This is a genomic window from Thiocapsa marina 5811 (assembly GCF_000223985.1).
Lineage (GTDB): Bacteria > Pseudomonadota > Gammaproteobacteria > Chromatiales > Chromatiaceae > Thiocapsa > Thiocapsa marina.
Window position 1 is genome coordinate 26,814 of sequence record NZ_AFWV01000016.1, and the last position, 20,289, is coordinate 47,102.

Sequence of the window (20,289 nt, forward strand, 5' to 3'; positions counted from 1 at the left end):
CGTTGTGTCAGGCGCCAACATAATGCGTCGGCGATCGGTCCGCAATGTCCAGTCGGCGCGCTCTCGCGCGAATGCGGCGCCAATCCTCTTTGCGCGCGGCGCGGAGCGCCAGGTGAGGTGCAACACCGCGGAGCGGTGTCACAAGAACAGGTAGGCGATATCGCGGAGCAGTTCTCGAGCCCGCAGCCGTCAGCCGTCAGACCAACACCGGTTCCGCGTAGCTCGTGACACCCGCTCAGCGGTGTCACGCATCCCCTGGCGCTCTGCGCCACGTCCGCCGCGATTCAGCTCATCACGGGACGAACGATCGGCTAACATACACGAAATGATATACTCATGGAGCACCCATGGCCCGGACACGCTATCGGTTCGCCTCGCCTGATCAACCCCATTTCATGACCAGCACCGTCGTCGAATGGCTGCCGATCTTCACTCGCCCCGAAACCGCGCAACTGGTATTCGACTCCTGGGCATATCTGCAGGCGCATGAAGGGCTGCGTATCTACGGCTTCGTTGTGCTGGAAAACCACCTGCATATCGTGGCTCAGGCGCCGAACCTACCGGATGTCTGGCGGCGCTTCAAATCGTACTCGGCCCGCACGCTCATTGATCTGCTTGAGGAGCAGGGCGCAAGACGGCTCTTGGATCGCATGGGGTTCACGTTCAAAGCGCGGCGCGGCGATCGCGCGTATCAACTCTGGCAGGAGGGGTCACATCCACAATGCATCGAGGGTGAAACCATGTTGCGACAGAAGCTGGAATACATCCACAACAATCCGGTCAAGCGAGGGTTTGTGGATGATCCCGAGCATTGGTGTTGGTCAAGCGCTCGTTCTTATGCGGGACGCGCAGGGGTGGTGGACGTGTACCGGGATTGGTGAGCTGGTCTCGGGGCGCGGAGCGCCAGGGGATGCGTGACACCGCTGAGCGGTGTCACGAGCTAAGCGCTCGTTGTTACGCGGGACGCGCAGGGGTGGTGGACGTGTACCGGGATTGGTGAGCTGGCCTCGGGGCGCGGAGCGCCAGGAGATGCGTGACACCGCTGAGCGGTGTCACGAGCTAAGCGCTCGTTGTTACGCGGGACGCGCAGGGGTGGTGGACGTGTACCGGGATTGGTGAGCTGGCCTCGCGCCGCTGAGCGCCAGGGGATGCGTGACACCGCTGAGCGGTGTCACGAGTTACGGGCTGGTGGCTGGGTGGCTGGGTGGCTGGGTGAGTGGCTGGGTGGCTGGGTGAGTGGCTGGGTGGCTGGGTGGCTGGGTGGCTGGTGGCTGGTGGCTGGTGGCTGGTGGGATATCGCGTAACCCACATCCCCATTCTTGTGACACCGCTCCGCGGTGTCGCACCTCTACTGGCGCTCCGCGCCACGTGCCTAAAATCAGGAGTGTCTCAAGCAAGTCTCGCGGAGTGTCGGCGTCATCCCACCGGCATACGCGGCGGCGCGGTGCGCCGGATCAGGTCGATGTCGTCCTCGCTCAGGCGGTAGGCCTGACTCACCAGACCGGAGAGACGGCGTTCGAGAGCGCGGATCTCGGCGGCGCGCTGTTGCATGGGACCGGCGTAGCAGGCGTGGGTGTCGGTCAGCTCGCCGATGCTGGCGGAAGTCAGCCTGGGCGCACCCTTGGGTCGACGCTTGCGGACCTCGGCGACAAAGGCTTCGCCGCTCAGGTTGGCGAACCCTTCGAGCTGTTGGCCCGGTTTCTCGACAGCGAATTCGTAGCGCAGCCAGTTGAGCAGCTCGCAGGTTTGGGTGCGGGACTCGGTGGCGCGGGCGAACAGCGTGGCGACCTTGTCCTCGGTCTCGGCGCGGAGCTCCGGTGTGGGCTCGGCGATGGGGAGTGATGCCATGAAGGTTCCGAACAGACGCAGCGCCTCGTCCTTGCCGTGCCGCGCAGCCGTCCCATCAGCGCCTCGACCTCGGGCGATTCCAGGCTCCAGGGGCCGGCGTCGTATCGGCTCCAGGGCACCGGATAGGTGTGCTCGTGGACATAGTGCTCCAGCGACAGCTCGGTGGAGCGGTCGCGCGGAACCGGGCAGACGCTCACCATGGGCGGCTCGGCCGGAACGGCCGCGGTCCGCGGCCCCGCGCCCGAACCGCCGCCGTCGTCCGCCCCGTTCTCCGATGGCGCGGATCTCGGCCGGGCGACGATGATGCAGGGGAAGGTGTCCGCATCCTCGAAGATGGGCGCATGGCCGAAATCGAGGATCTCCTCCAGGACGGCGCGCTCGCTGAAGAGACGTCGCAGCGGCTCGCCGTAACCGGCGCGCAGCCACTTGTTGGTCACGATGTAGCTGAGCGCGCCGCGCGGTCTTGAGCCAGAGACTCAGCTTGGTGATCTCGACGGATTCCGGGTTGAGGTCGACCCCGAAGACCTTCCAGCCTGCTTCGACATTGCATCACATGGCCCCTGATCGTACAGTTACCTGTACAGTAGCGAGAGGCAATCCGCATGAATACGATGACCTATACCGAGATCCGACGCAGGCTGGCCGAGACGATGGAACGGGTCTGCGACGACCATGCCCCGATCATCGTCACCCGGAAGAACTCTCGTTCGGTGGTCGTGATGTCGTTGGAAGACTTCGAGGCCCTCGAGGAAACGGCTTACCTCTTGCGCAGCCCGACCAATGCACGCCGCCTCCTGGAGTCGATCGCGGAGCTCGAAGCCGGCGGCGGAACCGAGCGAGCGCTCGCGGAATGAGGCTCGTCTTCTCCGAGCGCGCATGGGAAGATTATCTCTATTGGCAGGGCGCCGATCGCAAGATCCTCCTTCGGATCAACAGACTCATCGGCGACATCCAGCGAGCGCCCTTCGCTGGCTTGGGCAAACCCGAGCCGCTCAAGCACGGTTTGGCAGGCTATTGGTCACGACGTATCAACGACGAGCACCGTCTCGTCTACAAGGTCGAGGAACACACCCTGCTACTGGCACAGTTGCGTTACCACTACTGACTCTTGCCTGGCGAGCATGGTCGATCGACGGAACGCGTGGCGCGGAGCGCCAGGGGATGCGTGACACCGCAGAGCGGTGTCACGAGCTATATATCCACTTTCGCGAGCTATATATCCACTTTCGCGAGCTATATATCCACTTTCGCGAGCTATATATCCACTTTCGCGAGCTATATATCCACTTTCACGCGCCATATCCCCACTTGCGACACCGCGGAGCGGTGTCGGTAGTCAAAGGCATTGACGCTCCGCAAAGGGTTGCGGGCATCGGGTGTCGCCATCTCACAGTGTCAAATCGATCCCCGACACCAGAAGACCGGGCAGCAGCGCGCTGTCGGTCGAGCGTCCGTCGTAGGTCTCGGCGGAGAGCAGCAGCTCGCGCTCCCGGGTCAGGTCTTCCAGGCGATCGCCGAGCAGGTGATAGAGGCTGTCGTCGAAGCGCATGACCTTCACCGGGGCAACGATCTCGCCGGCTTCGACCCAGTAGGTACCGAAGCGGGTCATGCCGGTGACGCGGCAGTCGTTGGGGTCCGACCAGTTGCAGTACCAGAGGTTGCCGATCCACAACCCAGTCTCGAGGTGACCCGGGACATCGGCCGTATCGAGCGTCCCTGCATCCAGGCCGAGCGAGCCGGGCGCATCGCTCGCGGCGTTGACCGTCTCGCCGTATTCCTTGCCGGAGCGGGCATCAACCAGGCATTCGGCGAAGCGACCGCCTTCGACCAGAGCAACCCGCGGGGGCGTGGGAAAGCCCTCGGAGGTAAAGCGGGGTGCGAGGCCGCGATCGTGTTCCTCATGAATCCCGATGCGCGGGTCGAAGCTGCGCTCGCCGCGTGCCATCTTGAGCAACGGTGTTTGATGCGTGCGATGGCTCTTGAGGTCGAACCCGCCCCAACAGAGCATACCCATCAGCTCGGCGACGGCGCTCGGCGCCAGATAGGCCCGGTAGCGCCCCGGCTCCAGGATGCGTGCCGGACGAGACATGACGTGCAACCCCTCGCGCATTGCCGCGAGCTTGGCGCGCAGTGTCGCGGGATCCCAATCGAACCCGCTATAGGCGGATTTGACCGCCTTGTCCGCCTCCAGGTAACAGCTCCAATCCAGGTTGAAGCTGGCGCTTGCGTGCCAGTGGCGATGCCCGATCGAGCTTGCGAGCCCCTCGGCGAGGTCACCGCTGGCCCAGATTCCGACAAGGTCCATCCCGTCGGCGGCCGCGACGAGCTCGCCGATGGACTCGGCGGCGGGCGGAAACCGGGCGTCGCCGCGACGGTCGCTTTCGGACCGCTCCGAGGAATAGCTCAGATAAGGATCGTCCGGGACATGGCCCAAACGCTCGCGCAGCCGCATGAGCAACCGCCGCGCGCGGACCTGATCTTCGGTCGGATCGCCGCTTAAGTCGCAGCCGCCCTCGACCTGCCGGGAACCCTCGATCAGGGTCAAGTCCAAGGCCGTCGAGCGCACATGACCGGCCTGACGGACGCGGTTGCGGTTGAGTCGCACGAAGTCCGACGACTCGTTTGCGAGGTTGGAAAAGAGGATCTCGGCACCGTGCAGCTCGGCGTTCAGATGGTCGGCCAAGGCGAAAAAGGCATCGGCGTTCATTCGCCACCTCCGAAGACCGCGACGTCACGAAACAGACAGGGCGGCGCCGCATGGCCCACGTAGACGGATTGATTCGGCTCGCCCTTACCACAGTTGCACACCCCGCGGATCTCCAGGCTCTCCGGCCCGCCCACACCGTCGAGGCTGCGCCAGAAGCTCGCCGAGATGCCGCGATAGCCGGGGTTGCGGACCAGCCCCTTGAGCTCGCCGTCCTCGATCAGCCGACCCAGCTCGCAGCCGAACTGGAACTTGTTGCGGCTGTCGTCGATCGACCAGGAGCGGTTGGTGTCCATCAGTATGCCTCGCTCCACTTGTGCGATCAGATCGGCGAGACTGCCCTCCCCCGGCTCGAGGTTGATGTTGCCCATGCGATCGATCGGCGGGCGATCCCACCCGCTGGCACGCGTGTTGGACGTACCCGGCAGACCGGCGCGCGCCTGGGACAAGGCTCCGCCGAGCGGACGCTCCAGGATGCCGCGTCGGATCAGATACTCGCGTGTGGCGGGCGCGCCCTCGTCGTCGGCGACACCCGAGACGAGCTCCATCGGCACGGTCGGATCGAAGGTGACATTCAGCAGCTCCGAGCCGTAGCGATAACGTCCGAACATACCCGGCGTGACGAAGCTGGTGCCGGCATAGTTGCGCTCGTCGCCGAGGATGCGATCGAGCTCCAACGGATGGCCGATGCTCTCGTGGATCTGCAGCACCATCTGACTCGGCAGCAGCACAAGATCTCGTGTGTCCTGCGGACACTCCGGGGCATCCAGGAGGGCGAGCGCCTCCTCGGCCACACGCGGGGCGTCCTCGAGCAGACGCACGGCGACAATCCGCTCCAGCCCACCCTGCTGCGAGCCATCCGAGCCGCCGCCATGCCTGCGCTGAGTCTGGCTCCCTTCATTGGCGACCGCGACCAACCCCGGATGCACATAGTCCAGGACCTGGGAGACACGCCCCCCGTCGCTCGTAATCAGAAGCTGCGACACCCGGCGGCGCGCCAACCAGGCCGACCAGTCGACAATGCGATCGTCGATCGGCAGCGCAGCGTTGGCCGCCTGCAGGATGTCGAGTTTCTCGCCGATCGGAAGCGTCGACCAGGGTTCCTCGATCGGCGTGCGATAGTCTGCACGGGTGCTGCTGCGCGGATACAGGCCGGCCTCGAAGAGCCCGAGCCGGGCATGCACGCGAGCCCAACCGCCAGCCCGCTCGGCGGCGGCACGCAACCCGGCGGCGCTCAGATCGCTGCTCGCGCCGTAGCCGATGCCGCCGTCCTTGACGAGGGTCACCATGGCGCCCGAGCTGTAGGTCAGCCGACTCGGCTCTACCACGCCCTGACGAACCTCGAGATGATCCTGCTCTTCCTCGACCAACCGCAACGTCCAGTAATCACAAGCCGGCGCCCTGCTCGAGAAGAGATCGGCGATGTCGAAAAGGTGCTGCATACTGAGATCCTGCCGTTTCAGAATCGAATGACGGCACTCTGGTCGAGCGGCGCTCCCGCTGTCAACCGTGCGACGAGCGCTCCCCGGCCTGTCACCGTCCCGATCTGCGGCCGCAAGGCCGCTCGGGTTCGACAGCGCTGCGATGCGCCTCGATCCGATGGTGATAACATCCGCACGGCAGCATGAGGAGACGCCTGGATGCGACAACAGGATCGGGGGCTTCCGCCGGCCAAGACGTGCAGGGAATAGCCTTTCGGACGGAGCCCGATACCTCGGACGTCTGTCCCGCACCGGCCGGACACGCCCGCCGGTTTACCACGTCAACTGCCCAGTCGAGGATGATGACTCAATTCAATCGTCGGCGATCCGATCAAGGCTCCACCGATCCGAAACAAGATCAGCGCACGCGTCTCGGTGCCCGGGGACTCGCCCTGATCGGCGGCGCGACGCTGACAGGCGTCGGCATCCTCTTGTGGGACCTGAACGCGCAGGTACGAGCGCTCGGGTCGAATCCGGAGCTCTGGTCCAACTTCGTTCGAACGGGCCTACCGACGCAGACCGCTCTGCTGCTCGGCACGGTCGTCGTCTCCACGGCGGCGTCGATCCTCTGGTGGATCCTGAGAAGTCGCGAAACGGGGCGCGAGATCGCTTTTCTGAGCGAAAGCCGCGCGCGGAATCGGGCGATCGTCGACAACATGGCCGACGGTGCCGTTCATATCGACGGGGCCGGCCGACTCGTCGCCATGAACCGCGTCGCCAAACGCATGTTCGGATACGACACCGCCGAGATCCGCGGCAAACCCATGTCGGTGATCTTCGCCGAGCCCTATCGCCGAGAGTACGACGAGCGGATGCGCGAGGCGCGCACGCTCGGCGACGCGCACGCCCTGACCGAGATCCGCGAGATCGAGGGACAGCGCAAGGACGCAACGGTCTTCCCGCTCTACCTGGCAATGAGCCGGGTCGATATCGGCACCAGCCGCGTCTTTACAGCCGTCGTGCGCGACCTCACCGAGACCCGCCGGCAAATGGACGCGCTGGCCCGCGCGCGCGACGAGGCGCTGTCCGCGGACCGGGCCAAGAGCGAGTTCCTGGCGATGATGAGCCACGAGATCCGCACCCCGATGAACGGCGTCCTGGGCATGCTCGAGCTCCTGCGCGACAGCCAGCTCAGTCACCAACAGCAGGACTTCATCGCCACCGCCGAAAAATCGGGCGGTCTGCTGCTCACGGTCATCAACGACATCCTGGATTTCTCCAAGATCGAAGCCGGCAAGCTCGATCTGCAGGAGATCGAGCTGGATCTGCGCAACACCGTGGAGGAGATCACCGGATTGGTTGCCTCGGGCGTGCGTGCGCGACCGATCGAGGTCGCGAGCTTCGTTCACTCGGACGTGCCGCGACTGCTGGTGGGCGACCCCTATCGCATCCGACAGATCCTCATGAACCTGATGGGGAATGCCGTGAAGTTCACCGACTGCGGCGAGGTGGTGGTGCGCGTCGGTTTGGATCGACAGACCGCGGAGGGTTGGGTGGTTCGATTCGAGGTCTCCGACACCGGAATCGGGATCGATCCGCAGACCGTCGCAACCCTGTTTCGTCCCTTTACCCAAGCGGACGCCTCCACGACACGCCGATTCGGCGGCACCGGATTGGGTCTGGTCATCTCCAAACGCCTTGCCATGCTGATGGGTGGCGACATCGGCGTGGAGAGCACGCCGGGCGTCGGGTCGCGCTTCTGGTTCACGCTGAGCTTGAAGAGCGCGGAATCGGCACCCGTGTACGAGGAAACCGACCTCAACGGCATCCGCACCCTGATCGTCGACGACAACGCCACCAACCGTCTGATCCTGGAAAACCATCTTGCGCGCTGGGGCGCGCGAACCGAATGCGCGGAAGACGGACCGCAGGCCTTGGAGGCACTTCAGCGCGGCCTCGAGCAGGATCGGCCGTTCGATCTGGCGATATTGGATATGCAGATGCCGGGTATGGACGGGATCGAGCTGGCGCATCGGATCAAGGGCGACGATGCATTCGGCGCGACCCGGCTGATCATGCTCAGCTCGCTCGGCTATCCGGGGCCCGAGGCGCGTCGAGTCGGGATCGAGGTGACCCTCCTCAAACCGGTCCGCGAGATCCTGCTGCACGATGCAGCCGCCAAGGTCTTGGGAATGTCCCGTCCGGATGCCGGCATCCTACCCGTCACCGCGAAGCGCCCGACTCGGCGGTTCGATGCGCGCGTCCTGGTTGCGGAGGACAATGCCGTCAATCAGAAGGTCGTAACCATGATGCTGCGCCGCTTCGGCATCGAGCCCGGAATCGCACCCGACGGTCAGGCGGCCATCGAGGCCGCCGCGCAAGTGCGGTTCGACCTCATCCTCATGGACATCCAGATGCCGAAGCTCAGCGGCCACGAGGCGACGCGCCATATCCGCGCAACGGAGCGGGACCGCGGCGACGGCGAGCATATCCCCATCGTCGCCATGACCGCCGGCGTCTCCGAGCGCGATCGCGAAGACTGTTCCGCCGCGGGAATGGACGACTTCATCTCCAAGCCCGCACAGATCGCCGAGCTCGAGGCCGTCCTGCTGCGCTGGTTACCGGGCCACATCGTCGGACCGATCAGTCATCTCCCCGCTGCAGACAGTGCATCCCGACGGATTGATCCGCGTCATCGTTGAGATCACGCGTCCCGCCCGACGCGAGCTGCATGTGACAATCAGGCGCGGAGTCCGGCCGGGATGTCGATACCCTTGCCGAACCCAAGCGACTCACCCCGAGACGCCGAGCACTCAATGCTGCGGATGCGGCTCGCCCGGTGCGGGATCGGTCCGGGCGGTCGCCCTGTCGATGTAGGCCAGCAGCGGCTCCGCCTCCTTGCGCTTGTCCGGATCGATTCGGATCGCTTCGTCCAGAGCAGCGCGGGCGAGGTCGTAACGCGCGCTGTGCAGATAGGCCACGGACATCCCGACGAAGGCGTTCGCGCTGTTGGGATCCAGTCTGACGGTCTCGCGAAACTGCTCGATGGCGCCGGAATAGTCCTGCTTCATCAGGAGCGCCCCGCCGAGACGCAGCCGCGCCAAGGCGGAGCCCTGATCGGTCGCGACGGCCTCGCGCAGGACGACGACGGCGGCATCGAGCTCGCCGGCCTGAATCTTCGCCTCGCCGTCTCGGATCAAGGCCTCGGCATCGGCGGCAAGTGTCGCCGACGAGGCCAACAGCACTGCAAGAAAGACGATCGGAATCGCACGCATGGGTCACTCTCGGATGTTGGGCGCTCCCGGACTGGGGAGCGGAGGGTTGGGACCGGAAGGGGATTCGGATGATCGGCGAGCGGGGGTGGGCACGGCGTTGCCTGCTCCTGTAGGGGCGAATTCATTCGCCCCTACAGCCGAGCGTCGGCGTCTTACTTCAAAGACCCCTCGCCGTAGCGCGCCTCGAAGCCCTTGCGCACCACCTCTAGCTGCTCCTTGCTCATGCCGTTGAAGTACCAGTCATGCCCGTCGATGGGCTGGAAGTATTCCTCCAGCAGGGCGACCGCAAACGCGTCGTTGCCGTCCTTCTTGACCACCACCTCCTTCAGCTCAGGGATCCACTTGAAGTAGGTGTGCTGGGCGACCTCGTACATGCCGTGCCACCAGGTGTAATCCGGTCCGCTCATGGACGCACCGTGACGCGCGCGACGACCCTCGTGATGCCAGATCTCCCACCAGGTCCACTCGATCTTCTCGTCGAAGGGCGCACCCGTGATGTAGCCGCCGTCCTTGAGTCGAACCATCATGGCCGCAATGGGAATGGCGAACTTATCGTTGTAGAGGTCGACCACGTCGTCGAACTGTTTGTAGTGACCCGTGATCACGCTCTCGGCATGACAGCCGAAGCAGACCTTTTCCATCTTGGCGCGGCGGTCCTTCCAGGTCAGTACCTCGACCACGGTCGATCCTTTGGCCTCGTCTCCGACCGCGGGGATCTCTTGACCCTCGGGCACATCGAACTCCTGCCCGTTCTCGAGCTTGACCAGATTGATCTTGGTCGAGATCGGCGGACGCAGCGTCCAGGAGATGCGCTCGCCCACGTTGTGGGTCGACCCGATCCCCGGTCCGGCGCTCATGTGGCAGGTCGCACAGGTTGGCGCTGCCGAGTAATCGACACCCGCGACCCACTTGCGTGAATCCAGGTTCATCTCGTCGACCTTGGCGCGGTAGATGATGCCGTGCTTGGACTCGTTGTAGACCTCGATCTGCGGATGATCCGGTCCGACATGGCACTTGCCGCAGGTATCGGGCGTGCGGGCTTGCGCACGCGAGAAACGATGCCGACCGTGACAGGCCGTGCAGGAGCCGAGGCTGCCGTCCGGGTTGATCCGGCCGATACCCGTGTTGGGCCAGGTGCCGGGCGTCGGTCGGCCCTTGTTCTTGCCTTCGGTGTAGAACTCCAGCTCGCCGCCGTGACATTGTTTGCAGCCGGCGTTGACCGCGGCAGGACCGCCGATGACCTCGCCGAGCAGGTTGTCCAGGGACCCGAGGATCTGACCGGCCTTCGCGTGATGGGAGCCATCCATCTCTTCGAACTCGGTCTGGTGACAGGTCGAGCAGTTCTTGGGCGTCACCACGATGGAGATGAACTCCCCCTCGTGCTTGAAGGCATCGATCGCACCCTCTTCACGCTGATGGCAATCCAGACAGTTCACGCCGGCCTGACCGTGCGCGCTGTGGTTCCACTCCCAGTAGAGGCCGGGGTTCTCGGTCATATGACAATCCACGCACTCCTCACCGCGTGGATCGCCCCAGTCGACCCCTGCCTCTCCGCTTGGACGTGCGGCATCGACGGTCGTTGCCAAGGCAAGAAGCCCGATGGCGAGACCGAATCGGGTGAGATCGACCCGACCCGGACCCGCGGGACTCGGTCCGCGAGGATGTTGCTTCATAGTGCACTCCGGATTCTTTGTTATGGATCCCGTCCCGGGGACAGTCGCGAGGTCGCACGTTGACGACACTCGCCCGATCGACCGACACGCCGAAACACCACGGACGCGCATCGGCCTTGGCGATCATCCCTATCGACCCGGACGATGCCGAGGGGATCTCCGGGCGGCCTTGATGCAGGTCAAATTTCGCCGGCGGTTGATGGATGATTGATCTTTATCAATGCCCCTGCCCTTGATCGGACTTTCGTCGGGGAGACCATCGCTGCGGCGCGACAGACGTGTCGAGACCGTTCGTTGTCGTAATCGACCATCGATCTACAACGACAACGACAACGACAACGAAAATAAACTCGGGCGATCTCGGAATCTCTTTACTGCACCAGGGCTGCGTGGCGGATGCCGGGCGGCCGAACCGACCGATCCGCCTTGACTTGAATCAAGGCCGAGCCCTCGGGAGTCGTTCAAGGTGCCGCGAAAACAACAATGATCCTCCGGTCGCAACCCTCCACACGGTCGCAACCCGGAGGCCTGTCGACCCAAAGGAGAGAGTGCCATGCCAGTATCCACTTGGAGCCGCGCCCTATGCGTCTGTCTCCTGATCGGGATGTTCCCGAGCCTGCCGCTCCATGCCGAAGAGGTCCGCTCCGAGAGCATGCTCGCCAACACCTGCGCCGGCTGTCACGGCACGCTCGGCGCCAGCGCCGGCGAGGTCATGCCGACCATCGGCGGGATGGACAAGGGCTACCTCGTCGAGGTGCTCACCGACTACAAGACCGGTCGGCGACCCTCGACCATCATGGGTCGCATCATGCAGGGCTACGGCGACCGGGAGATCAGCGCGATCGCGAGCTTCTACGCCGCGCAGCCGTGGGTCTCCACCGACCGTGTGGCCGTCGCGGATCAGCTCGCCGAGGCGCCGGCCTTGCATGAGCGCTACTGCGAGAGCTGTCATCAGGACGGCGGGCGCTCGCAGGATGCCGAATCGCCTCGCATGGCCGGGCAGTGGGCGGGCTATCTGCAGTACGCCATGCAGGCCTGTCGCGACGGCGAGCGCTGCCACCCGCGCAAGATGAGAAACCGCGTCGCGGAGCTCTCGGATGCGCAGATCGCGGCCCTCGCCCATTTCTACGAGAGTCAGAAGTAAACCGCGTCCAGAGCGAGAGGCTCATTTTCGAGTGGGTTCGACCTTTGGTGCAGCCACAGCTCTTAGCGGGGACGCGGTTTAGAATTATATATTTTTCATTAACTTAAACCGCGCCGACTCTAGCGGTCCTCAAGTCTGCCGGGGCCGATCCCATCCAAAAAATCGCATACCGCGCCGGGCGCGGTTTCAGAGGATCGACAGGATGAAAACACTGACCCGTAGAACCTTCCTTCACGCCTCCGCGCTGTCCACGGCCGCCGTGCTCGGCGGCCCATCGCTCGCCGTCCATGCCGCAACCCCGCCGAAGGCGCGCGTGGTCGTGGTCGGCGGCGGTTACGGCGGCGCCATCGCGGCCAAATATCTTCGGATGTCGGACCCGGACATCCGCGTCACCTTGATCGAAAAAGACTCGGCCTACGTCTCCTGCCCGCTCAGCAACGAGGTGCTCGGCGGCGAGCGCGATCTGGCCAGCCTCACCTTCGATTACCGCGGCCTGACCCGGCGCGGGATCGCCGTGATGCAGGACACCGTCATCGAGATCGACCCGGCACAACATGTCGTCAAAGGTGCCGGCGGCAACCGGTACAACTACGACAAGTTGATCGTCTCGCCCGGGGTGGATTACGACTGGGCGGCAATCGAAGGCATGTCCGAGGCGGTGGCCGAACGCATCCCGCATGCCTGGAAGGCCGGCAAGCAGACCCAAATCCTGCGCAGACAGTTGGAGGCGATGGAGGACGGCGGCGTCTTCTACATCGTCGCACCGCCGAATCCGTTCCGCTGTCCGCCGGGCCCCTACGAGCGCGCGGCGCAGGTCGCGCACTATTTCTCGACCCACAAGTCCAAATCCAAGATCGTGATCCTCGACGCCAAGGACGCCTTCTCCAAACAGGGCCTCTTCCAGGCCGGTTGGCAGGAGCACTACGGGGACATGATCGAATGGGTCTCGGGGGCGCAGGGCGGGATCATCGAGGCGATCGATCCCGAGACGCGGACCTTGATGGGGTCGTTCGAGGAATTTCGGGGCGACGTGATCAACCTGATCCCGCATCAGAAGGCCGGCGCACTCGCGCAAACCGCCGGACTTGCGAATGAATCGGGCTGGTGTCCGGTCGATCAGCGAACCTTCGAGTCGTCGATCCACAAGGACATCCATGTGATCGGCGATGCCTGCATCGCCGGGGCCATGCCGAAATCGGGCTACTCGGCCAACTCGCAGGGCAAGGTCTGTGCTGCTGCCGTCGTCGCCGCGATCAACGGCGACGCGCCACCTGCGCCGTCATACGTCAACACCTGCTACAGCATCATCGCACCCGAGCACGGCATCTCGGTCGCGGGTGTCTATCGGCTCGACGACGGGCGCATCGTGGACATCCCCGGTGCGGGCGGGGTCTCGCCGGCCGACGCGGACGCCCGCACGCGCGCGCTCGAGCAGCAGTTCGCGCTGGACTGGTTCCGTAACATCACCTCGGATATGTTCACCTAAACCGCGTCCGGAGCGACACGCGTCGTTTTGATTGTGCGTTTGCCTTCGGAGTGATTCTCGATCCCGGTGAGACGCGGTTTGGAATTTAAGATTTATTAATACCTTAAACCGCGCCAGCTCCGACGGTTGTCGGAGATGGCGCGGCCAAACCACTCCAAGAAACGACGCATTCCGCACCGGGCGCGGTTTACGTGTGATGCGACAGCACGGGGGAACATCATGACTCCAGCACACCCGAGCCCGGCGACGCTCCACCTTGCACTGCTCGGCCTGATCGGACTTGCACTGCTCGGGCCGTCGACGGCAGTGAACGCGCAGCCGGAGGTTGACCCGGCGAGCGCACCGCAAGTCGACGCGTCGCGTCTTCAAGCGCTGGAGCAGCGTGTCGCGGACCTGGTGCGACGTGTCGAACGCCTGGAATCCGCGCCGAGCGCGGGGGCCTCGACGCCGTCGACATCCAAGGCCGGCGAGATCCACTGGACCTTCGATGCCGCACTGAGCCGGAGTCCGTTCAACGTGACGCACCAGAGCTTCGATCGAGGATCCGGACGCTTCGACATCTTGCTCAAGGTCGTGGAGCCGCTTGCGGATCCACTCCCTTGGCAAGTGGCGACCGGCGCAGAGGTACCCGTCGTCGCCCGAATCGGACTTGCGGACGGCACCGCAAGCGAGGGCCTCGTCTTTCGCCTGGCCCGCGGGCCGCGGCTCGAGCCGGGCGCCATCCTCCACCTCGAGGCCTACGTCCCGATCGAGCAGGCCGGGGCGATCAGCGGCCTGTCGGTCGGCATGCGTCGGGAGTGAGCAGGCTCGGGATCCGGACGACGCCTCGCGGCAACCGGCCTAAACCGCGCCCGGTGCGATATGCGTCGTTTGTTGGATTGGCTTGGCCGCGCCAGCTCCTACAGCCGCCGGAGCTGGCGCGGTTTAGGGGATTAAAAAATATAAACTTTTTGAACCGCGTCTCCACAAAGATCGGAACACCCTTAGGCCCGACACAAAATGAAAACGACACATGTCGCTCTGGACGCGGTTCAATGCGTGCCGAGCCGACGCGTTTTCACGAGATCGCCGCGATAGTCGACGAAGTCCATCATGTGCGCCCCGAGACGCGCGGCATAGTCCTGCGGTGACGGCGTATCGTGGGGGTCGATGCTGCGGTCGTGGGCCAGATCCGGCTCGACCATCTCCACGGTGACATAGGCAAGCAGCCCCTCGGCGATCAGATTGGCGGCCTCGCATTGCCACTGAGGGCGCTCTCGATCCAAGAGCGCCTGTTGGTCCTCGCCGAGGGTGCCGGCGCGCAACGCCGTCCAGCTATCGATCAAGAGCCTGATCAGCTCGTCTTCGTTTGATTCAAAGTCGTTCATCGTGCTCCGAGGTATGAGCTGTTCGGGGCTGCCCCCTCGTGCCCGGATCCGCAAAGCCGCCGGAGCCGGCCGCATCGGTATCGAGCGTCTTTCGCGGACAGCTGTTTTAAGACGACCTTCAGGGCCCGTCAGACCCCCGCACCCACCAAGGCCGGTCCCGCGGCGGCGATGACGACCGTCGCCAAACCCAGGCCCAGATTCACGGCCATCAAGCCGCGGATCCACCCGAAGGCCGACGCGGCCTTCGGCCATTCGTCCGCGGCGACGCTGCGTTGCATCCGGCGAAACGGGATGAAATAGATTGCGGCAAAGATCAGCGTCATGATCAGGGCGATCCCCATCATGGCGTGGACGTAGAGCCCGGCCTTGGCGCCCATGACCCCGAGAAACACCCAGAGCCCGGTCAACCACAGGACCGCGATCGAACCCCAGACCCAGGGGAAGAAGCGCTGAAAGACGCCAAGTGCGACGCGTAGGCGGGGCTGAGGATCCAGCGCCTCCTTGAGCGTGGGACGCAGGGCGAAGTGGGCAAAAAACATCCCGCCCACCCAGACGAGGCCGGCAGCCTGATGCAGCGCGATCGGGATTGCGATTTGGAGATTCATGGTCGGTATCCTGGTGGTCAGTCAATCGGTCCGGTCGTTGGATCGAGTACGAGACAAGGGCGTCACCGCGCCGCTGCGGCGCAGGGCAATCAATTTGAACCGCGCGGCGTTGGACTGGGGAGGAGAAAGGCTCCACCCAAAGGCTCAATCCCCTGCGGCATCCGGGTCCATCAGCACATCGGTCCTGCCCAGGGCCGCGACCCGCGCGACGGGCAGATCCGCGCCGCGACGCCACGCCGCGAGTGCCTCGCGTTTGCCGGCGCCAGTCACCAGGATCAAACGCTCGGGAGCAGCCGCAAGGGCCAAGGGGGTCAGGGTCACGCGATCCGGCGGCGGTTTCGGTGCCTCGTGAACGGGTGCCGCGCGCACGTCCGTGGAGATCGCATGACCGGGGAAGAGGCTCGCGGTATGGCCGTCCTCGCCCATGCCCAGCAGGATCAGATCGAAGGGTATCCGATCCGCGATCAGGGTGTCGTAGCGGTCCGCCGCCGACTCTGCCCCCAACTCCGCGGGAATCCAATGCAGATTGTCCGGCGGGATAGCAACGCGCTCCGTTAGGGCCAATGCGATCGCGCGACTGTTGCGGTCCGGGTCCTCGGGCGGGAGACAGCGCTCGTCGCCGAGAAAGAGATGCCAACGCGCCCAATCCTCGGAGCCGTGGACTAAACGCTCGTAGGCGGCCAACGGGGTACGCCCGCCGGCCAAGACGCACAGAAATCGCCCGCGCGCATCGATTGCGCGGCCCGCCGCGTCGCGGATTCGGCGGGCCGCGTCCTCTGCCACCGCCTCGGCCGATTCGAAACGAATGAAGTGGATCATCTGCTCGCTCATGGCACTTTGCACGCTCGGACCAGTAAACTGACGGCGTTTCCTCACCTGACCGATACCGCCCGTCACAACCTTATGAAGATCCTCTTGATCGACGACTCCAGAGTCACGCGATACGCCTTGCGCATCGAACTGAAGAATCGCGGTATCGATGTCGACACCGCCGACTCCGCCGAGGCCGCCTTGGAGAGCCTCAAGAGCCGCGTTCCGGACGCGATCCTCATGGATCATATCATGCCGGGTTTGAACGGCTTGGAAGCCGTGGAGATCATCCGTGCAGACCCGCACACGGCTCATGTACCGATCGTGCTCTGCACCTCGCAGGAGGACAGCGACTTCGCCGAGGCAGCTCGGAAGAAGGGCGTCCTCACCGTCCTGCCCAAATCGCTCGCGGCCGAGCGGCTCCCCGATGTCATCGAATGCGTGCGCGCGGCGATCGAAAGCGGCGCGACGACCCCGCGCGCTCGCCCACCACAGGCCGTCGAATCCGTCACCCCGGCACCGCCCCCGCCCGAACCCTCGAGCGACGCTGCGCTGATCGCCTTGATCGACGAGCGTCTGGAGGCCGGCTTCAACAGACGGTTGACGATGCTCGTGGAATCGCTGCGACGCGACCTCACCGAGATCCTGATTGCCGAGACACGCCACCTCGTCGAGGAACGTCTCGACGAGGAGCGTGCCGCAAGCGCCGCCGCACCGTCCTCGGCAAGCCGGCAGGATCTTCGCGATCTCGAAGCACGCCTGATCCGCGAGATCCTCCCGGACCTGATCGGAGATCACATCGCCGCATCCCTCGCACGCCAGCGCCCCGAGATCGTGGAGGAGCTGCGGCAATCGCTCCCCGCCGCGATGCAACAGCAGAGCGGCACAAGCGACGGGGCCGGCAGCGGCGAGCCTGGCCCTTCGCGGCCGCAAGCCGGGTCGCGCCGCGGCGCCTCCGACATGGAGCTCGCGGAGGCGGCAAACCGTCTGCGCGACATGGCCACGACAGCGCTGCAATCGCTGCGCTCGGCGATCAAGCGTCACGACCGCTGAGTCCGCCCCCCTCGATACAAGCCGCCGCCGACCGATGGATCCCGGATCCAGCGGTTGGCCGCGTCGCGCCGCGGGCGAGGCTTTCGCGCCGTCGAGGATCTTGCTCAGCCGACGGATCCGGGGTCGATCAGGCGTGCGGCTCCTCGTCGTCGCGTTTGACCTCGCGAGAAGGGTCATCGTCCGGGCGATGCCGATCGCGTCGCGAGGCGATGAACTGGGAGTAGATCAACCAGGCGGCGAGCGCCATGAATCCGTAAAATTCAATTGCCTTTAACCCATTACCGTCCATTCTGTGTTCCCCGATCAAGGTGGCGCGGGTTCGTTGAAGCGACCCGCGACAAGCCCGTTGTCCAGCGTCGCATCTGCGCGCCCGTCATCGCCCCCGTCACCTCGCGTTCATCCGAGTCTTTTACTATGCTGGCACGACCGACGACGGACACACGGAGAACCCGATGACGACAAGCACCCTCTCCACGACCGAGATCGCCGCCAATCCCCTGTCCTCCGAGCTCCTGACCAGGATCGATGCCTACTGGCGCGCCTGCAACTACCTCGCCGCCGGCATGATCTATCTGCAGGACAACCCGCTGCTGCGCGAGCCGCTCGCCGAGGGCCATCTGAAGAAACGACTGCTCGGTCATTGGGGTGCAAGCCCCGGCCTGTCCTTCATGTATGTCCACCTCAACCGCATCATCCGCGAGCAGGCGCAGGAGGCGATCTTTCTCGCCGGTCCGGGCCACGGCGCGCCGGGCGTGCTTGCCCCGGTTTATCTGGAGGGCACCTATTCCGAGATCTACCCCAACAAGAGCGAGGATGAAGAAGGCATGCGCGCCTTCTTCAAGCAGTTCTCCTTCCCGGGCGGCATCGGCTCGCACTGCACGCCCGAGACACCGGGCTCCATCCACGAGGGCGGCGAGCTGGGTTACTCGATCTCGCATGCCTTCGGCGCCGCCTTCGACAATCCGGACCTTCTGGTCGCCGTGGCGGTCGGCGACGGCGAGGCCGAGACGGGCCCGCTCGCAACCTCCTGGCATTCCAGCAAGTTCCTCAATCCCATCCGCGACGGCGCGGTGCTGCCGATCCTCCATCTGAACGGCTACAAGATCAACAACCCGACCCTGCTCGCACGCATCCCGCGCGAGGAGCTTGCCGAGCTGATGCGCGGCTACGGCTGGACGCCCTACTTCGTCGAGGGCGACGACCCGATGCTGCTGCACCAGACGATGGCGGCAACGCTTGACGCATGCCTTTCGCGAATCCGCGGCCTCCAGCAGGAGGCACGCACGAGCGGCGAAGCGACGCGCTGCCGTTGGCCCATGATCGTGCTTCGCACGCCCAAGGGCTGGACCGGCCCCGCGGAGGTCGACGGCAAGAAGGTCGAGGGCTTCTGGCGTGCGCATCAAGTGCCTCTGTCGGGCATGCACAACAACCCGGCGCATCTCGAGCAGCTCGAAGGCTGGATGCGCAGCTACAAACCGGAGGAGTTGTTCGACAGCACCGGCAAACTGATCCCGGAGCTGCGCGCGCTTGCGCCCGAGGGGACGCTGCGCATGAGCGCCAACCCGCACGCGAACGGCGGTTTGCTGCGCAGGGCACTACGAATGCCCGACTTCCGCGAGTACGCCCTGGATGTCGCCGAGCCGGGGAAGATCCGCGCGATGAATACCAAGCCGACGGGCGCCCTGCTGCGCGACGTGATGGCGAAGAACATGGACAACTTCCGGGTGTTCGGTCCGGACGAGAACACCTCGAACAAGCTCGATGCCGTCTACGAGGTCTCCAAAAAGCTCTGGCTCTGCGACTACAAGCCGGAGGATGCCGACGGCGGCGAGCTCTCGCCGGACGGGCGCGTGCTCGAGATGCTCTCCGAGCACACCTTGGAGGGCTGGTACGAAGGCTATGTCCTGACCGGTCGACATGGTTTCTTCGCGACCTACGAGGCCTTCGTCCATGTCATCGACAGCATGTACAACCAGCACGCCAAGTGGCTGGCGATCTGCGAGGAGATCCCCTGGCGGGCACGCATCTCCTCGCTGAACCTCTTGATCACCTCCACCGTCTGGCGCCAGGACCACAACGGCTTCACCCATCAGGATCCGGGGTTTCTGGATGTCGTGGTCAACAAGAATCCGCAGGTGACCCGCATCTATCTGCCCCCGGACGTCAACACACTGCTCTCCACGGTCGACCACTGCCTGCAGAGCCGCGACGACATCAACGTGATCGTGGCCGATAAACAGAACCATCTCCAATACCTGGACATGGATGCCGCCATCAAGCACTGCACCAAGGGCATCGGGATCTGGGATTGGGCGAGCAACGATCAGGGTGTCGAGCCCGACGCCGTCATGGTCGGCTGCGGCGACATCCCCACCAAGGAGGCACTGGCCGCAACCGCGCTGCTGCGCGAGCACTTCGCCGACATCCGACTGCGCTTCATCAATGTCGTGGACCTCTTCCGCATGCAACCCGCGGGGGAGCATCCGCACGGGCTCAGCGATCACGACTTCGACAGCCTCTTCACCAAGGATCGGCCGGTGATCTTCAACTTCCACGGCTATCCCTGGCTGATCCATCGCCTCGCCTACCGCCGCACCAACCACAAGAACCTGCACGTGCGCGGCTACAAGGAAAAGGGCAATATCAACACGCCGCTGGAGCTGGCCATCGAGAACGAGATCGACCGCTTCAGCCTCGCGATCGACGTCATCAACCGGGTCCCGCGCCTGCAGGTCGCGGGTGCACATGTGAAGGAGAAGCTGCGCGACATGCAGATCGACTGCAGAAACTACGCACACGAGCACGGCATCGACAAGCCCGATGTCGATGACTGGATTTGGCCCTTCTAAACCGCGTCCGAAGCGACATGCTCATTTTCGAGTGAGCTCGACGGTTGATGCATC

At 64.6% G+C, this 20,289-nt stretch carries 18 protein-coding genes and 1 pseudogene; 9 read left to right on the top strand and 10 right to left on the bottom strand.

Features of this window, described 5'->3' with window-relative positions; translation table 11 throughout:
* Nucleotides 1-347 precede the first annotated feature (347 nt).
* Complete coding sequence (locus tag THIMADRAFT_RS20405; RefSeq protein WP_007195002.1) at nucleotides 348-881, top strand: REP-associated tyrosine transposase; 534 nt, start codon at nucleotides 348-350, stop codon at nucleotides 879-881.
* A gap of 535 nt (nucleotides 882-1,416) precedes the next feature.
* On the opposite strand, the gene THIMADRAFT_RS20410 is transcribed toward THIMADRAFT_RS20405, so the two are convergent.
* Both THIMADRAFT_RS20410 and THIMADRAFT_RS28645 read right to left on the bottom strand, forming a co-directional pair.
* Nucleotides 1,417-1,848, bottom strand: a complete 432-nt coding sequence (locus THIMADRAFT_RS20410) for a hypothetical protein (RefSeq protein WP_007195003.1) — start codon at nucleotides 1,846-1,848, stop codon at nucleotides 1,417-1,419.
* Nucleotides 1,849-2,237: 389 nt separating this feature from the next.
* A pseudogene (locus THIMADRAFT_RS28645) lies at nucleotides 2,238-2,285 on the bottom strand (hypothetical protein); the annotation flags it as partial.
* A 165-nt stretch (nucleotides 2,286-2,450) separates the two neighbouring features.
* Here THIMADRAFT_RS28645 and THIMADRAFT_RS20420 point away from each other — a divergent pair.
* Together THIMADRAFT_RS20420 and THIMADRAFT_RS20425 are read left to right on the top strand one after the other, a co-directional pair.
* On the top strand, nucleotides 2,451-2,702 hold the full coding sequence (locus tag THIMADRAFT_RS20420) for a type II toxin-antitoxin system Phd/YefM family antitoxin (RefSeq protein ID WP_007195004.1): 252 nt from the start codon (nucleotides 2,451-2,453) through the stop codon (nucleotides 2,700-2,702).
* Complete coding sequence (locus tag THIMADRAFT_RS20425) at nucleotides 2,699-2,953, top strand: Txe/YoeB family addiction module toxin (RefSeq protein WP_007195005.1); 255 nt, start codon at nucleotides 2,699-2,701, stop codon at nucleotides 2,951-2,953. Before THIMADRAFT_RS20420 ends, THIMADRAFT_RS20425 begins: the two co-directional genes overlap by 4 nt.
* A 282-nt stretch (nucleotides 2,954-3,235) precedes the next feature.
* On the opposite strand, the gene THIMADRAFT_RS20430 is transcribed toward THIMADRAFT_RS20425, so the two are convergent.
* Both THIMADRAFT_RS20430 and THIMADRAFT_RS20435 read right to left on the bottom strand, forming a co-directional pair.
* Entirely contained in the window at nucleotides 3,236-4,555 is a 1,320-nt protein-coding gene (locus THIMADRAFT_RS20430; protein ID WP_007195006.1) for a metallopeptidase TldD-related protein, read from the bottom strand.
* Nucleotides 4,552-5,994 (bottom strand): TldD/PmbA family protein, encoded by a 1,443-nt coding sequence (locus tag THIMADRAFT_RS20435; protein WP_007195007.1) that lies wholly within the window; start codon nucleotides 5,992-5,994, stop codon nucleotides 4,552-4,554. The genes THIMADRAFT_RS20430 and THIMADRAFT_RS20435 overlap by 4 nt, the downstream gene beginning before the upstream one ends.
* A gap of 338 nt (nucleotides 5,995-6,332) precedes the next feature.
* Between THIMADRAFT_RS20435 and THIMADRAFT_RS20440 the strand changes: the two genes are divergently transcribed.
* The gene (locus THIMADRAFT_RS20440; RefSeq protein ID WP_007195008.1) at nucleotides 6,333-8,675 is read left to right on the top strand and encodes a response regulator; all 2,343 of its coding nucleotides are present in this window, start codon (nucleotides 6,333-6,335) and stop codon (nucleotides 8,673-8,675) included.
* Nucleotides 8,676-8,786: 111 nt separating this feature from the next.
* Here the strand turns inward: THIMADRAFT_RS20440 and THIMADRAFT_RS20445 are convergent, their stop codons facing one another.
* Complete coding sequence (locus THIMADRAFT_RS20445; protein ID WP_007195009.1) at nucleotides 8,787-9,248, bottom strand: tetratricopeptide repeat protein; 462 nt, start codon at nucleotides 9,246-9,248, stop codon at nucleotides 8,787-8,789.
* Between the two features lie 152 nt (nucleotides 9,249-9,400).
* Nucleotides 9,401-10,921 carry a multiheme c-type cytochrome gene (locus THIMADRAFT_RS20450; protein ID WP_007195010.1) on the bottom strand — a complete coding sequence of 507 codons (1,521 nt, stop codon included), beginning with the start codon at nucleotides 10,919-10,921 and terminating at the stop codon, nucleotides 9,401-9,403.
* A 553-nt stretch (nucleotides 10,922-11,474) separates the two neighbouring features.
* Between THIMADRAFT_RS20450 and THIMADRAFT_RS20455 the strand changes: the two genes are divergently transcribed.
* From THIMADRAFT_RS20455 to THIMADRAFT_RS20465, 3 genes are all read left to right on the top strand, one after another.
* Entirely contained in the window at nucleotides 11,475-12,065 is a 591-nt protein-coding gene (locus THIMADRAFT_RS20455) for a c-type cytochrome (protein ID WP_007195011.1), read from the top strand.
* Between the two features lie 202 nt (nucleotides 12,066-12,267).
* Complete coding sequence (locus THIMADRAFT_RS20460) at nucleotides 12,268-13,551, top strand: NAD(P)/FAD-dependent oxidoreductase (RefSeq protein ID WP_007195012.1); 1,284 nt, start codon at nucleotides 12,268-12,270, stop codon at nucleotides 13,549-13,551.
* A 219-nt stretch (nucleotides 13,552-13,770) separates the two neighbouring features.
* A complete protein-coding gene (locus tag THIMADRAFT_RS20465; protein WP_007195013.1) occupies nucleotides 13,771-14,352 on the top strand; it encodes a hypothetical protein in 582 nt (193 codons plus the stop codon).
* Between the two features lie 230 nt (nucleotides 14,353-14,582).
* Here the strand turns inward: THIMADRAFT_RS20465 and THIMADRAFT_RS20470 are convergent, their stop codons facing one another.
* From THIMADRAFT_RS20470 to pgl, 3 genes are all read right to left on the bottom strand, one after another.
* Nucleotides 14,583-14,918 carry a hypothetical protein gene (locus THIMADRAFT_RS20470; protein ID WP_007195014.1) on the bottom strand — a complete coding sequence of 112 codons (336 nt, stop codon included), beginning with the start codon at nucleotides 14,916-14,918 and terminating at the stop codon, nucleotides 14,583-14,585.
* Nucleotides 14,919-15,046: 128 nt separating this feature from the next.
* Nucleotides 15,047-15,523 carry a DUF4149 domain-containing protein gene (locus tag THIMADRAFT_RS20475; RefSeq protein ID WP_007195015.1) on the bottom strand — a complete coding sequence of 159 codons (477 nt, stop codon included), beginning with the start codon at nucleotides 15,521-15,523 and terminating at the stop codon, nucleotides 15,047-15,049.
* 144 nt (nucleotides 15,524-15,667) lie between these two features.
* Nucleotides 15,668-16,354, bottom strand: a complete 687-nt coding sequence (pgl, locus tag THIMADRAFT_RS20480) for a 6-phosphogluconolactonase (protein WP_040733111.1) — start codon at nucleotides 16,352-16,354, stop codon at nucleotides 15,668-15,670.
* Nucleotides 16,355-16,426: 72 nt separating this feature from the next.
* Here pgl and THIMADRAFT_RS25000 point away from each other — a divergent pair, with 72 nt between their 5' ends.
* Entirely contained in the window at nucleotides 16,427-17,386 is a 960-nt protein-coding gene (locus THIMADRAFT_RS25000; RefSeq protein WP_007195017.1) for a response regulator, read from the top strand.
* 127 nt (nucleotides 17,387-17,513) lie between these two features.
* On the opposite strand, the gene THIMADRAFT_RS27185 is transcribed toward THIMADRAFT_RS25000, so the two are convergent.
* Entirely contained in the window at nucleotides 17,514-17,675 is a 162-nt protein-coding gene (locus tag THIMADRAFT_RS27185; RefSeq protein ID WP_007195018.1) for a hypothetical protein, read from the bottom strand.
* A 163-nt stretch (nucleotides 17,676-17,838) separates the two neighbouring features.
* On the opposite strand from THIMADRAFT_RS27185, the gene THIMADRAFT_RS20490 reads away from it, so the two are divergent.
* Entirely contained in the window at nucleotides 17,839-20,235 is a 2,397-nt protein-coding gene (locus THIMADRAFT_RS20490) for a phosphoketolase family protein (protein ID WP_007195019.1), read from the top strand.
* The last annotated feature ends 54 nt before the right edge of the window (nucleotides 20,236-20,289 follow it).